Below are 12660 nucleotides of genomic sequence, written 5' to 3' on the forward strand. Positions count from 1 at the left end.
AGTGGAGTAGCTCTCTGCATAGCAGACCACGTGAGGATGCCATGACTCGACACCGCAGCATCTTCGACGACGTCCGGCGCGGGTTGATCCCCGCGCACATCTACAACGACAGAGCAATCTTCGAGCTCGAAAAGGAACGCCTGTTCAACAGGGCGTGGATGTTCGTGGCCCACGAGTCGGAGATCCCGCAGGACGGCGACTACGTGGTGCGCCGTGTACTGGCCGACTCGTTCATCATCACCCGTGATTCGCAGGGCGCCCTGCACGCTCTGTTCAATATGTGCCTGCACCGCGGCATGCAGGTGTGCCGCGCGGAAATGGGCAACGCGTCGAACTTTCGCTGCCCGTACCACGGCTGGACCTACCGCAACGACGGACGGCTCACCGGGCTGCCGTTCCACCGGGAAGCCTACGGCGGCGAGGACGGCTTCCGGAAAAACGGCCAAACACTCTTGCCCGCACCGAATCTGGCAACCTACAACGGCCTGATCTTCATCAGCATGGATCCTCACGCCGAGCCGCTCGAGGACTACCTTGGCGACTTCCGGTTCTACCTGGACTACTACACCAAGCAGAGCAAGCACGGCCTGGAAGTACGCGGGCCGCAACGCTGGCGGATCAAAGCCAACTGGAAGATCGGCGCGGAGAATTTCGCCGGCGACATGTACCACACCCCGCACACCCACACGTCGATCGTGGAGATCGGGCTCTTTCGCGAACCCAAGGCGCAAAAGCGCAAGGACGGCGCCACTTACTGGGCCGGCCGGGGCGGCGGCACCACCTACAAACTGCCGCCGGGTGGTTTCGACGACCGCATGCGCTACGTCGGCTACCCCGACGCCATGATCGAGCGGGTCAAGGAAGTCTGGTCACCGCGCCACCGTCAGGTCGTCGGCGAGGACGGCTTCATGATCTCGGCCGCGTCGTGCTTTCCCAACCTGAGCTTCGTGCACAACTGGCCGAAAGTGCAGGAAGGCCAAAACGTGTTGCCGTTCATCTCGATTCGGCTCTGGCAGCCGATCAGCGAAAACGAGACCGAGGTGTGCTCGTGGTTCGCGGTGGACTCCGCGGCGCCGCCCGAATACAAGGCGGACTCGTACAAGGCGTACCTGATGTGCTTCGGCTCGACAGGCATGTTCGAACAGGACGACGTGGAGAACTGGGTGTCGTTGACCACCACCGCCGGAGGCTCGATGGCCCGCCGGCTGCTACTCAACAGCCGGATGGGCCTGCTCGGCGACGACCGCCCCGTCGTCGATACCCTGCCCGTCGCGGCATTTCACGGACCCGGACGTGCCCAGGTGGGCTACAACGAAAACAACCAGCGCGAACTGCTCAAGCTGTGGGCCGATTATCTGGAGAGGGCATGAAACCCCTGCCGTTCAACGACAATCGGCACCTGGCGGCCCACCAGTTTCTGGTCGACGAGGCCTATCTGCTCGACGCCCAGCAGTACGAGGCGTGGCTGGACATCCTGACCGACGACATCCACTACCTGATGCCGGTACGCGTCACCACCGCACTGGGCGCCGGCTTCGACACCTCCCCGGGGATGGCGCACTTCGACGAGAACAAGTACTCGCTGTCGCGGCGGGTCGCCCGGTTCCGCACCGAGCATGCCTGGACCGAAGACCCGCCGTCGCGGCTGCGGCACTACATCACCAATGTGCGCACCTTCGCCTGCGAGGATGATGCCCATGTGGTGGTGGAATCCGCAGAGCTGCTCTTCCGCAGCCGCGGCGACGTCAACGAGCCCGCGCTGGTGTCGTGTGGTCGCCGCGACGTGCTGCGTAACGAAGGCGGCGAATGGAAACTCGCGCGCCGCACCATCACGCTCGACGAATCGGTGTTGCGGATGCAGAACCTGGCGGTGTTCCTGTGAACGATGAACCACTCACCATCGCCAACGAATTCACCGAAGTCCACGTGCGCCGAGTCGAGACCCGCAACGGGGCGCGGCTGCTGATCACCGCACCGAAATCGGGCCGGTCGATCAGCCTGGACGCCCTCGAGCTGGAGGCGCTGACCCGCCAGAACCCCCGCACACTGGAGGCAATGGTGGGCAATACCGACGGGCCGCTGCTCCCATGACTGGCTGGCTCGACGGAAAACGCGCGCTGGTGGTCGGCGCCGGGTCCGGGATCGGCCGGGCCGTCGTCGACGCCTTCCGCTCCGAGGGCGCCAAAGTCGCGGTACTGGAACGGGATCCCGGCAAGTGCGACGCGCTGCGCCAGCAGTGCCCCGACGTGCCGGTGGTCGACGGCGACGCGGTCGGCCGCGAGGCCAACGAGCGGGCGGTGGCCACTGCTGTGGAGTCGTTCGGCGGCCTGGACACACTGGTCAATTGCGTGGGAATCTTCGACTTCTACAAGGGAATCCGCGACATCGAGGCCGACGACGTCGAACCCGCATTCGACGAAATGTTCCGCACCAACGTGCTGAGCCATCTGCAATCGGTGAAGGCGGCGCTGCCGGCGCTGCAAGCCGGGGATGGCTCGTCGATCGTGCTGGCGGAATCGGCCTCCTCGTTCTATCCCGGCCGCGGCGGGGTGCTGTACGTGGCGTCGAAATTCGCGGTGCGCGGACTGGTGACCACGCTCGCACACGAGCTGGCGCCGCGGATCCGGGTCAACGGCGTGGCACCGGGCGGCACGTTGAACACCGATCTGCGCGGCCTGAAAAGCCTTGGTCTGCAAGATGTCCGCCTCGACGACACACCAGATCGCGAGCGTGACCTTGCCGCGCGCACGCCGTTGCACGTCGCGCTCACCGGTCACGACCATGCATGGAGCTTCGTGTTCCTCGCCTCCGACCGGTCGCGCGGGATCACCGGCGACACCGTCCATCCCGACGGCGGGTTCGGGCTATGAGCCTCGACGAACAGCGCGCCCTGGTGGCGTTGGCATGCCGGGTCGCCGCTGCGCGCAGACTTGTCGACGGCATCCTCGGTCACCTGTCCCTGCGAGTCGACGACGAACGGCTGCTGATCCGTTGCCGCAGCGACACCGACACCGGGGTAGCGTTCACCCGGCCCGCCGACATCCGGCTCATCCGCTTCGACGGAAGCGCCGGTGCCGCAGGCGAACTCGACGGCTACCGGGTTCCCAATGAACTGCCGATCCACGCCGAAACCCTGCTCGCCAACCCCGAATACCGGGCGGTCGCGCATCTGCACCCGCCCGCCGTCGTCGCCGCCGACCTGACCGGCATCACCATCCGGCCGATCTACGGCGCCTACGACATTCCCGGTGCCTGGCTGGCCCGCGGCGGCGTGCCGGTCTACGAACGTGCGGTGCTGATCCGAAACAGCCGACTGGGCAAGGAAATGGTGGCCGCCATGCGCGGCCGCCCCGTGGTGATCCTCCGTGGCCACGGGATCACCAGTGCCGCAGCCAGTGTGCAGCAGGCGGTGTTGCAGGCCATCAGCGTCGACGCGCTGGCCCGGATGGCTTTGACGATCGTTTCCGCCGACGGCGCCCTGCGCGACATCGCCGACCGGGACTGGGACGACCTCCCCGACTTGGGGTCCGGCTTCACAGAGGCCGCATGGCGCCATGAAGTTGCCCGCGTTCAACCGCCCGGCGACGATGCAGAGCGCGTAGCGCGATGAGGAGGAGCCGGGCAATTCAACCGCCCGGCGACGATGCAGAGCGCGTAGCGCGATGAGGAGAAGCCGGGCAATTCAACCGAGCCGATCGCCAATCTCCTTGGCGGCCTCCATAAGTGCGGCAGCCACCGACGAATACTGCGACTTGGGTAGCCGCTGCTGCGGTGCCGCGGCATTGAGCGCCAGCCGCAGTCCCGGCGCCCGGGCCGGTATCACCACCGCCACCGACGCGACGCCCTCCTCGCTTTCCTCGCGGTTGACGGCGTAACCCTGCTCGCGGACCCGGAACAGCTCGGCCTCCAACGCGGTGCGGGTCCCGATCGATCGCGGCGTGATGCGCTCCAGGTTCTCCTCGGGCAGCAGCTGGTGCAATTCCGGTTGCGGCAGCTGCGCCAGCATCACCTTGCCCGTCGACGTGCAATGCGCGGGCATGGTGCGACCCAACCGGGACGCCACCCGCACCGCAGTAGGACCCTCCACCGCGGCGATGAACCGGACGGCGGCACCGTCGAGCATCCCGACATGCACTGTCTCACGCAGCCGTTCGCTCAAGCCGCGCATGACCGGCGTCGCGGTACCGGCAATGTCGATGCGGCCGAAGATCGCGAACGCCACCCCCGTCAGCGCGGGCCCGGGCAGATACGCCTTCGACACCGGGTCTTGGCGCACAAACCCGCGGTAGGCCAACATCGCCAGCAGCCGGTGCGCGGTCGACGACGCCACTCCCAGATATCGGGTCGCCTCGCTCAACCGGATCGAGGGTTGTTCGCCCAACAGCAGCAACAGCTTCAGCGCCTTGTCGACCGACTCGATCGGGTACTGCGGCGCATCCGGTTTCTGCATGTCAGAGACGGTACCTGCCGTAGCTTACGAAGATGGCCGCGAAATTCTGGGCAGCCGGCGTCGCACTGTTACTAGCGGCCTGCACGACGTTGGTGCCCGGACATCCGACGACGGTGCCGGGTCCACCGCCCGCACCCCACAAGCCGATGCCGTCGGCGCGTGACCTGCTGTTGCACGACGGCGACCGCACGCCGATGGGTCCCGCGACGGCCGCGTCACGCGATGACGAGCTCTTCACCGGCGCGCGCCCGCCGGAATGCGCGGCGGCCTTGGCGTTCAAGGACTCTCCGCTGTTACCCGTCAACGCCTCCGATCACGCCGACTCGTCATACCGCGTCGGCAGCTCGGCGTTGTACGCCGAGTCGGTCGACGTGTACGGCAGACCGTTGGACCCGCATGACGTGGTGTGGAACAGCTTCAGTGCGGTGTCCGCCTGCAGCGGCGAAGCCGTCGGCGTGACAGCCGCCGGTGACTCCGCACCGATGCGCCTGCGCAGGTTCGCCGTGGCCGACGACGGCGTGCTGGTCTGGGCGATGAACGCGCCGGGACGCACCTGCGATTACGGCCTCGCGGTGGTGCCCCGGGCGGCTCTGCTGATGACGGCGTGCGACATCGAGAGCGGAATCGACATCGACGACTGGGCGTCCACGCGCCGCCAGCAGCTGTTGTCCCGGGTCGCCTGACTACCATCGGTCGGGTGGTAACCGAAGCGACGCGCATATGAGTGTCGACGCCCTGCTGCAGTCGATCCCGCCGCTGACGGTGTACCTGATCGTCGCCGGCGTGGTCGGGATTGAGAGCCTGGGGATCCCACTGCCCGGCGAAATCGTTCTGGTCACCGCGGCGCTGCTGTCGTCACGCCATGAGCTGGCGGTCAACCCGCTCGGCGTGGGCGCGGCCGGCGTGATCGGCGCAGCGGTCGGTGACTCGATCGGCTACACGATCGGCCGACGGTTCGGCATGCCCCTGTTTGATTGGCTGGGCCGCCGGTTTCCGCGGCACTTCGGTCCTGGGCACGTCGGTCTCGCCGAGCGGATATTCAACCGATGGGGCTCGCATGCCGTGTTTTTCGGCCGATTCATCGCGCTGTTGCGGATCTTCGCGGGGCCGCTGGCCGGCGCGCTGAAAATGCCGTACCCGCGGTTCCTGCTCGCCAACGTTTCCGGTGCGGTGTGCTGGGCGGGCGGCACCACGGCGGTGATCTACTACGCGGGTATCGCGGCCGAACGCTGGCTCGAGCGATTTTCCTGGGTTGCGCTGGTGGTCGCCCTGGTGGGCGGCACGACTGCCGCGATCCTGCTTCGAAAACGCACCGCCCGGGCGATCGCCGAATTCGAGGCCGAGCACAGTGAGGAATCGGACCCGACCTCCGCCTGAACAGCTGCCCGCTTAGCTCAATTCTTAAGAAACTGGCCATGGACAGGGCCATTGAACTGGTGTTATATAAATGTGATCCAAATAGTGCGACGTCTGTCTTCAGGCACGTAGGGCGGGCATCCTTCGCGGCGCGCAGCGCCGATCAAAGGAGTTCACCATGGGCTTTGCTACCGCCGAAGCATCATCGAGCCACATGATGTTGAGCAGTCGGTTGGTCTCCGAATTGGCCGATGCGCACAGCACACTGCGGACCACCGTCGAGCGCACCGGCCCGGCCGTCGTCGTCCACGCTGGAGGCGAAGTGGACGCGTCGAACGAGGCCACCTGGCGTCACCTGCTCAGCGAAGCCGCCGCCGCCGCGTTCCCGCCCGGCGCGCTGGTGATCGACACCAACGGCCTGGACTTCATGGGCTGCTGCGCGTTTGCGGTCCTGGCCGACGAAGCTGAGCGCTGCCGGAGGCGCGGCGTCGAACTGCGGCTGGTAAGCAGTCAGCCGGGCGTCGCCAGGTTTGTCGGTGCATGCGGGCTGAACGAACTATTGCCTGTCGACGACACCGTGGACGCGGCACTGTCGACATCGGCCGACTGGTAAAGCCTTTGCGCCTAACGGTTAATGCGTTGGGCGAGAATCTCTTTCCCTGCTCCGCTGAGCTGGTTGAGCGCGTCCGGCCGGGCTGCCATCGCCATCAGTAACGCCTCCCCCGGACCGCTGACTTCTTCTCCGCGGCCATGAGACCAATCCACGTCGGTGGCAACCAGACGCAAACCTCGGGCCCGCCACGCGCCCCGCACCGCGGGAGCTCGCAACGCGAAGTCCAACACCCGTTGCAGGCGCTTGGGCGGGATGGCGCGCGGGATACCCAGCGGTCGTCGGATGTCCTGCTGGTGGATCGTGCCGTCGACGAGTGCGGGCATGCCGCCGAATGCCGACATGAGGCCCCGGGGCGGGATGCAGGCACGCATCAGTTCGGTGAGTTGTTCGGGCGAACGAGCGGCGTACTCGGCGACTCCGATTGCGTTGATGCGGTCGGGCACCAGTCCGCCTTTGAGGAAGCGCCGCACCAGTTCCCAGCGGCTGAGCTCGTCGTAGCTGAGCACATGAGCGACGACGTCGCGCACTCGCCAGCGCTCGCAAAGACTGGGATGCTCCCATTGCGGCGGCGACAGGCCGGCGAGCAGGTTGGCGAAGTCCTCGCGTTCCGCGCAGGCAAGCCGCATCGTGTCGGTCATCGCACTGCGCCGGTGACGAGGTCGGCGAAATTCGCCAAAGTGCCGGCCCACCCGGCGGGATCGTCGAAGATCGCCCGCATCTGCTCGGTGTGCTCGCCGTAGCGTTGCAGGTTGCGGTGGCGCAGATCGAGTCGAGTGCGGTCCGCGCCTTCCGGGGTGAACGTCACCTCGACCTCGGTTTCGAAGTCGGGATCGAATTGCCAATCGGCACCAATTTGCCAGAGCAGCACGATTTTTCGGGGAGGCTCCCAGAAAGCGACACGGCCCCAACAGCATTCGCTGCCGTCGACTCCGCGCTCGAACCAGCGCCCACCGCTGTAGGGTTCGACGACCACTTCGGCGATCTCGGAGTTGCCGATCGAATGTTCCCTGGGCCAAAAGTCGGTCATTCGCGCGGTGAACAACTCGAACGCACGGGCCTGCGTCAGCGGCACACTCACCGATCGGACAACCTCGACGGCGGCGGTGGATTCAGCGCTCATGCTTGCTCCTTTCGGCCAGGATCGCGAAGTTGTCCAGTGTGGTTTCCCAGAACCGGTCGAAATAGTCACGCACCACCCGAAGCCCCGACTGGTTGATGCGGTACAACCGCCGGGTGCCCGCGACCGATTCGACCACGAGCTCAGCGCTTTTCAGTACTCGTAGGTGCTGCGATACCGCGGGGCGCGAAACCGGCAACTGGTCGGCCAGCACGCCGACGGAAATCGGGCCCGATGCCAGCGTTTCCAGGATTGCGCGACGGGTGCGATCCCCCAACGCATCCAGCACGGCATCTGCCGACGCGGCCATATCGGTAAGTGTGCACGAACGGTAAGTCGCTGTCAACGGTTCGTGGTGACTAACGTTTACTCGTTGCGGGATGGGGACACCGTAAAGCCATGGGAAATTCACAAGTCGTCGTCGTCACCGGCGCGAGCGCCGGGATCGGTCGCGCCACCGCGCAGCTGCTCGGTCGGCGGGGCGCCAGGGTCGGCTTGCTGGCGCGCGGCGAGACCGGCTTGGACGGGGCGGCCGCGGATGTGCGCGCGGCCGGCGGTGAGGCGCTGGCGATCGCCACCGACGTGTCGGACTACGACGCCGTAGAACGGGCCGCGCAGCGCGTCGAGGAGCGGTTCGGGCGTATCGACGCCTGGATCAATGTCGCGTTCAGCTCGGTGTTCGCGCCGTTCGCCGAAATCAAGCCGGAGGAATTCCGCCGGGTGACCGAGGTCAGCTACCTCGGCTTCGTGTACGGAACGATGGTTGCGCTCAAGCGGTTTCGGCAGCGGAACTCCGGAGTCATCGTGCAAGTCGGATCGGCGTTGGGCGAGCGATCGATTCCACTGCAGTCGGCGTACTGCGGCGCCAAGCACGCCATCAACGGCTTCACCGAGTCGCTGCGGACCGAGTTGATGCACGAGAAGAGCAAGGTGCGGGTCACCGTCGTGCAGATGCCGGCGGTCAACACACCGCAGTTCTCCTGGGTCCTTTCGCGTCTGGACAAGCACCCGCAGCCGGTGCCGCCGATCTATCAGCCGGAGCTCGCGGCGCGCGGGGTCCTGCATGCGCTTGACCATCCCCGGCGCAAGCAGTACTGGGTCGGGGCCAGCACTGTGGGCACGATCTTGGGACAGCGGGTGGCCCCGGCGCTGCTTGACCGATACCTCGCGCGAACCGGATACGACTCGCAGCAAACCGACCAGAAGGTCGAGCCGAATCGCGCGGGGAATCTGTGGGAGCCGCAAGACGGCCCGGGCGGACGCGACTACGGGCCCCACGGCGTGTTCGACGACCGATCACATCGCCACAGCGCGCAGTTCTGGCTGACGCGGCATCGGCGGTCGTTAGTCGGTGCCGGTCTTGTGGGCAGCATGTTTGCCGCGTCGAGTTGGGCCCAGCGCCGGCGGTAAGCAGCTGCTGTCCCAACAGCCTCCCTAATCACTTGCGCCACTGTGGAACTTAGTGGCGCTCGTCCGGCGGGCGTGATAGCATTCGAACATGCGTTCGAGTAGCCGTGAGGAGATCGTCGAAGCCTTCGACGCGCTCGAAGCCGACCTCAAGCGCGCCCTGGACCTGTCCTTCGAGGTGTTGACCACTCCGGAATGCCTGGCCATGCTGGAGCGCTGCGAAACCATCCGCCGGCGGTTGCCGGCGGTGGAGCATCCGCTGATCAACCAGCTGGCCGAACAGGCCAGCGACACCGAGTTGGGCGGCACGCTGCGCTTCGCGCTGGCCGAACGGCTACGCATCACCCCGGCCGAAGCCAGCCGGCGCATCCACGAGGCCGCCGATCTGGGCGACCGACAGGCGCTCACCGGCGAACCGTTGGCGCCGCGGTTGCCCGCCACCGCCGCCGCCCAGCGCGCCGGGCAGATCGGCACCGCTCATGTGGCGGTGATCCGTGGGTTCATGCACCGACTGCCCGGCTTCGTCGACGCCGAAACCCGCGCACACGCCGAGGCCCACCTGGCCGAGTTGGGGGCGCAGCATCGCCCCGACGACCTAGCCATGTTGGCCCAGCGGCTCACCGACTGCCTCAACCCCGACGGCGACTTTTCCGACGACGAGCGGGCGCGCCGACGCGGCCTGACCCTGGGCAAACAAGGCCCCGATCTCATGTCGCACCTAAGCGGCTGGATCACCCCGGAACTGCGCGCCACCCTCGAAGCCGTGTGGGCCAAACTCGCCGCCCCCGGCATGTGCAACCCCGACGACACGACACCCGTCGTCGACGGACCACCCCCCGAGGAGACAGCCCAACGCGACACCCGCAGCACCGCTCAACGCCAGCACGACGCCCTGCTGGCCGGACTGCGCGCACTGATCGCCTCCGGAAACCTCGGCCAGCACAACGGGCTACCGGCCAGCATCATCGTCACCACCAACCTGCAAGACCTCGAAGCCGGCACCGGACACGGCCTCACCGGCGGCGGAACACTACTGCCGATGTCCGATGTGATCCGGCTGGCCTCCCACGCCCACCACTACCTAGCCATCTTCGACAAAGGCAAAGCGCTAGCGCTGTATCACACCAAACGTTTAGCCTCCCCCGCGCAACGAATCGTGCTCTACGCCAAGGATCGCGGGTGCAGCTTCCCCAACTGCCCCGTACCCGGCTATCACTGCGAAGCCCACCACTGCACCCCCTACGCCCAATGCCACACCACCGACGTCAACGACCTCACCCTAGGCTGCGGCGGCCACCACCCCATCACCGAAGACGGCTGGACCACCCGCAAAAACACCCACGGCGACACCGAATGGATCCCACCCCCACACCTCGACCACGGCCAACCCCGCACCAACCGATACCACCACCCCGACAAACTGCTAAGGGATGAAGACGACGAAGGCGACGAAGATCCGTAGTGGCTCAACGTCTTTGCGTCAAGCAGCCGCTATACCACTGCGTGCGCTGCGCAGGTCGTCGACGAAGGACGCGTAGTTCTCCTTCCGGCGCTCACTGCGGTCACGCACGATCGCCGACGGGTGAACGGTCGCCACCACGCGCGGCTCCGGCTCCACGCGCATGTCGAGATCGGCGGGCAGGTGAAGCACTTCACCACGATGCGCGGTGAGCCGGAACGCGCTGCCCAGCAACGACTGTGCCGCGGTTGCGCCGAGGCACACGATCACTTCGGGTTGCACCGCCTCGATCTCGCAGAGAAGCCACGGCTGGCACGCGACGACTTCGGTGCGGCTGGGCTTTTGGTGAATCCGCCGCTTGCCTTGCTTCCTGGTGAACTTGAAGTGCTTGACGGCGTTGGTTTGATAGGTCAGCTCCGGATCGATGCCCGCGTCTTCGAGCGCACGCGCAAGCAGCCGCCCGGCCGGTCCGACGAACGGCAACCCCTCGACGTCCTCCCGGTCCCCCGGTTGCTCACCGACCAGCATGATCGGCGCGTCCGGTCGCCCGTGCCCGAAGACAGTCTGGGATGCGTTCTTGTACAGCGTGCAGCCGTGGCAACTGCTTGCCGCGGCTTCAAGCGAATCCAGGCTGCGGTCGTCGGGCAGATACCGTGCCGCCCCGGCTGCCGTAGCCATCAGGCCGCGAGTTCGGGCGCGATCTCCGACTCCCAGAAGTCGAAGAAGCGGTCTTGGTCGGGACCGATCTGCTGGACGTACACCTCGTCGAAGCCGGCGTCGGCGAATTCCCGGATCCGGTCGACGAAGGCCTTGGCGTCCGGCCCGCACGGCACGGCCTGCTCCACCGCAGACTCCGGCACCAGGCTGGCCGCCTGCTCGAAATCCCTTGGCGTCGGCAGGATCTGGCCTAGCTGTCCGGGCAGCTGCTCGTTGGCCCACAAGCTGTGCGCAGTGCGCAGACCGTCTTGTCTGGTCGACGCATGGCACACTTTGAACCCGGCCTGGGTCGGCTTGCCCGCGCCGCCCGCCTGCCGGAACTGCGAGACCAGCTCGGCCGACGGCATGGTGCACTGGAAGCCGTCGCCGATCCGCCCCGCCAGCCCCGCCGCACGTGCCCCATAACCGGAGATGTAGATCGGTGCCGGCTGCGACGGCAACGTGTACAGGCGGGCGTTCTCGACGGTGAAGTATCGCCCGTGGTGGCTGATCTCCTTGCCGGAGAACAACTTACGGATTACCGACACCGCCTCCTCGAGCATGTCCCGCCGGACGGCAGTGGTGGGCCAGCGCTGACCGGTGATGTGCTCGTTCAGCGCTTCGCCGGTCCCCACGCCGAGCACGAACCGGCCGTCGAGCTGAGCTGCAGCTGTCGCGGCCGCCTGGGCGATCACCGCCGGGTGGATCCGCATGATCGGACATGTGACGGCCATGGTCACCGGCAGCGAGCAGGCCTGCGACAGTGCGCCGATGACCGACCAGACGAACGGGCTGTGGCCTTGTTGCTCGCTCCACGGGTGGAAGTGATCGGAGATCCACAGCCTTTCGAAGCCGGCGGCCTCGGCGCGAACTGCCTGGCGTACCAACTCGTTTGGATGGAACTCCTCGCTGGTGAGGAGGTAACCGAGCGTCGTCATCGGCTAGCGCTTACCGGTGATGGCGTCGCGCGCCCGGTCCAGCATCGCGGCGAACGGCCCGGCCATCAGGTTGGCCACTTGCGATTCCACCCCTGCGTGCGGCCGCGTCGGCGCGATCGCCTGGGCCAGCTTCGCGGCGCGTCCCATTCTCTCGCGCTCCTCGCTGCTCAATTCCTTCTGGAGATTGGCGAATTCCTGTTTTTCTTCCTGCTCGGCGTGCTTGACGACGGCGTCGCGAAACTTGGCCAGCTCAGTGGCGAATTCCTGGGAGGCGACGTCGAGCTTCTCCAGCTTGGCGAGCACTTTCTTGGCGTCGTGCTCTTCTTCCAGTCGCGCCGCGACGACATCTCTGCCGTTGGACAGCTTGCGCTTGGCCCGCGGGTGCACGATTTCCTCTTCGGCGGTTTCGTGCACAGCCAGCAGTCGACGGAGCTTGACGAACGGCTCCTTGCGGTCCTTGCCGGTGGCGTTGAGCGTCTCGGAGAAGAGTTCCTTGATCTGCTCGTGTTGGCTGACGAGGAACTCGACGACATCGGTGGGTGTCTTGGCGGCAGGCGCTGCCATGATTTCCTCCTGGATTGTCTGGATTTGCGCGCCGGGCTGTTGTGCGCGCGACTACCGGCT

At 66.4% G+C, this 12660-nt stretch carries 17 protein-coding genes; 10 read left to right on the forward strand and 7 right to left on the reverse strand.

Annotated elements, in window-relative coordinates:
* Window positions 1–41: 41 nt before the first annotated feature.
* The 5 genes from G6N47_RS22195 to G6N47_RS22215 are packed head-to-tail and all read left to right on the forward strand — an operon-like array spanning window position 42 to window position 3610.
* Window positions 42–1370, forward strand: coding sequence for an aromatic ring-hydroxylating dioxygenase subunit alpha (locus G6N47_RS22195; RefSeq protein ID WP_083133393.1), 1329 nt, complete (start codon window positions 42–44; stop codon window positions 1368–1370).
* The gene (locus G6N47_RS22200) at window positions 1367–1882 is read left to right on the forward strand and encodes a 3-phenylpropionate/cinnamic acid dioxygenase subunit beta (RefSeq protein ID WP_083133392.1); all 516 of its coding nucleotides are present in this window, start codon (window positions 1367–1369) and stop codon (window positions 1880–1882) included. The genes G6N47_RS22195 and G6N47_RS22200 overlap by 4 nt, the downstream gene beginning before the upstream one ends.
* The gene (locus G6N47_RS22205) at window positions 1879–2091 is read left to right on the forward strand and encodes a dihydrodiol dehydrogenase (protein WP_139799637.1); all 213 of its coding nucleotides are present in this window, start codon (window positions 1879–1881) and stop codon (window positions 2089–2091) included. The genes G6N47_RS22200 and G6N47_RS22205 overlap by 4 nt, the downstream gene beginning before the upstream one ends.
* The gene (gene hcaB / locus G6N47_RS22210; protein ID WP_083133391.1) at window positions 2088–2870 is read left to right on the forward strand and encodes a 3-(cis-5,6-dihydroxycyclohexa-1,3-dien-1-yl)propanoate dehydrogenase; all 783 of its coding nucleotides are present in this window, start codon (window positions 2088–2090) and stop codon (window positions 2868–2870) included. Before G6N47_RS22205 ends, hcaB begins: the two co-directional genes overlap by 4 nt.
* Window positions 2867–3610 carry a class II aldolase/adducin family protein gene (locus tag G6N47_RS22215; protein WP_083133390.1) on the forward strand — a complete coding sequence of 248 codons (744 nt, stop codon included), beginning with the start codon at window positions 2867–2869 and terminating at the stop codon, window positions 3608–3610. Before hcaB ends, G6N47_RS22215 begins: the two co-directional genes overlap by 4 nt.
* Window positions 3611–3682: 72 nt before the next feature.
* On the opposite strand, the gene G6N47_RS22220 is transcribed toward G6N47_RS22215, so the two are convergent.
* The gene (locus G6N47_RS22220) at window positions 3683–4450 is read right to left on the reverse strand and encodes an IclR family transcriptional regulator (RefSeq protein WP_083133388.1); all 768 of its coding nucleotides are present in this window, start codon (window positions 4448–4450) and stop codon (window positions 3683–3685) included.
* 32 nt (window positions 4451–4482) lie between these two features.
* Here G6N47_RS22220 and G6N47_RS22225 point away from each other — a divergent pair, with 32 nt between their 5' ends.
* From G6N47_RS22225 to G6N47_RS22235, 3 genes are all read left to right on the forward strand, one after another.
* Window positions 4483–5133, forward strand: a complete 651-nt coding sequence (locus G6N47_RS22225; protein ID WP_083133387.1) for a hypothetical protein — start codon at window positions 4483–4485, stop codon at window positions 5131–5133.
* A 37-nt stretch (window positions 5134–5170) separates the two neighbouring features.
* Window positions 5171–5827: a DedA family protein gene (locus G6N47_RS22230; protein WP_083133386.1), complete on the forward strand. Its 657-nt coding sequence runs from the start codon at window positions 5171–5173 to the stop codon at window positions 5825–5827.
* Window positions 5828–5984: 157 nt separating this feature from the next.
* A complete protein-coding gene (locus tag G6N47_RS22235) occupies window positions 5985–6419 on the forward strand; it encodes an anti-sigma factor antagonist (RefSeq protein WP_139799636.1) in 435 nt (144 codons plus the stop codon).
* 11 nt (window positions 6420–6430) lie between these two features.
* On the opposite strand, the gene G6N47_RS22240 is transcribed toward G6N47_RS22235, so the two are convergent.
* The 3 genes from G6N47_RS22240 to G6N47_RS22250 are packed head-to-tail and all read right to left on the reverse strand — an operon-like array spanning window position 6431 to window position 7846.
* The gene (locus G6N47_RS22240) at window positions 6431–7057 is read right to left on the reverse strand and encodes a maleylpyruvate isomerase family mycothiol-dependent enzyme (protein WP_083133385.1); all 627 of its coding nucleotides are present in this window, start codon (window positions 7055–7057) and stop codon (window positions 6431–6433) included.
* A complete protein-coding gene (locus G6N47_RS22245; RefSeq protein ID WP_083133384.1) occupies window positions 7054–7539 on the reverse strand; it encodes an SRPBCC family protein in 486 nt (161 codons plus the stop codon). Before G6N47_RS22245 ends, G6N47_RS22240 begins: the two co-directional genes overlap by 4 nt.
* Window positions 7529–7846, reverse strand: a complete 318-nt coding sequence (locus G6N47_RS22250; RefSeq protein ID WP_083133383.1) for an ArsR/SmtB family transcription factor — start codon at window positions 7844–7846, stop codon at window positions 7529–7531. Before G6N47_RS22250 ends, G6N47_RS22245 begins: the two co-directional genes overlap by 11 nt.
* A gap of 89 nt (window positions 7847–7935) precedes the next feature.
* On the opposite strand from G6N47_RS22250, the gene G6N47_RS22255 reads away from it, so the two are divergent.
* Window positions 7936–8946, forward strand: coding sequence for an SDR family oxidoreductase (locus tag G6N47_RS22255; RefSeq protein WP_083133382.1), 1011 nt, complete (start codon window positions 7936–7938; stop codon window positions 8944–8946).
* 88 nt (window positions 8947–9034) lie between these two features.
* The gene (locus G6N47_RS22260; protein WP_163659719.1) at window positions 9035–10405 is read left to right on the forward strand and encodes a 13E12 repeat family protein; all 1371 of its coding nucleotides are present in this window, start codon (window positions 9035–9037) and stop codon (window positions 10403–10405) included.
* An 18-nt stretch (window positions 10406–10423) separates the two neighbouring features.
* Here the strand turns inward: G6N47_RS22260 and G6N47_RS22265 are convergent, their stop codons facing one another.
* From G6N47_RS22265 to G6N47_RS22275, 3 genes are read right to left on the reverse strand one after another with little or no spacing between them, the layout of a single operon-like run.
* A complete protein-coding gene (locus G6N47_RS22265; RefSeq protein WP_083132484.1) occupies window positions 10424–11080 on the reverse strand; it encodes a UdgX family uracil-DNA binding protein in 657 nt (218 codons plus the stop codon).
* Entirely contained in the window at window positions 11080–12036 is a 957-nt protein-coding gene (locus G6N47_RS22270; protein ID WP_083132483.1) for a TIGR03557 family F420-dependent LLM class oxidoreductase, read from the reverse strand. Before G6N47_RS22270 ends, G6N47_RS22265 begins: the two co-directional genes overlap by 1 nt.
* 3 nt (window positions 12037–12039) lie before the next feature.
* Window positions 12040–12600 (reverse strand): hemerythrin domain-containing protein, encoded by a 561-nt coding sequence (locus G6N47_RS22275; protein WP_083132482.1) that lies wholly within the window; start codon window positions 12598–12600, stop codon window positions 12040–12042.
* Window positions 12601–12660 lie beyond the last annotated feature (60 nt).

Source organism: Mycobacterium branderi, assembly GCF_010728725.1.
GTDB classification, from domain to species: Bacteria; Actinomycetota; Actinomycetes; order Mycobacteriales; family Mycobacteriaceae; genus Mycobacterium; species Mycobacterium branderi.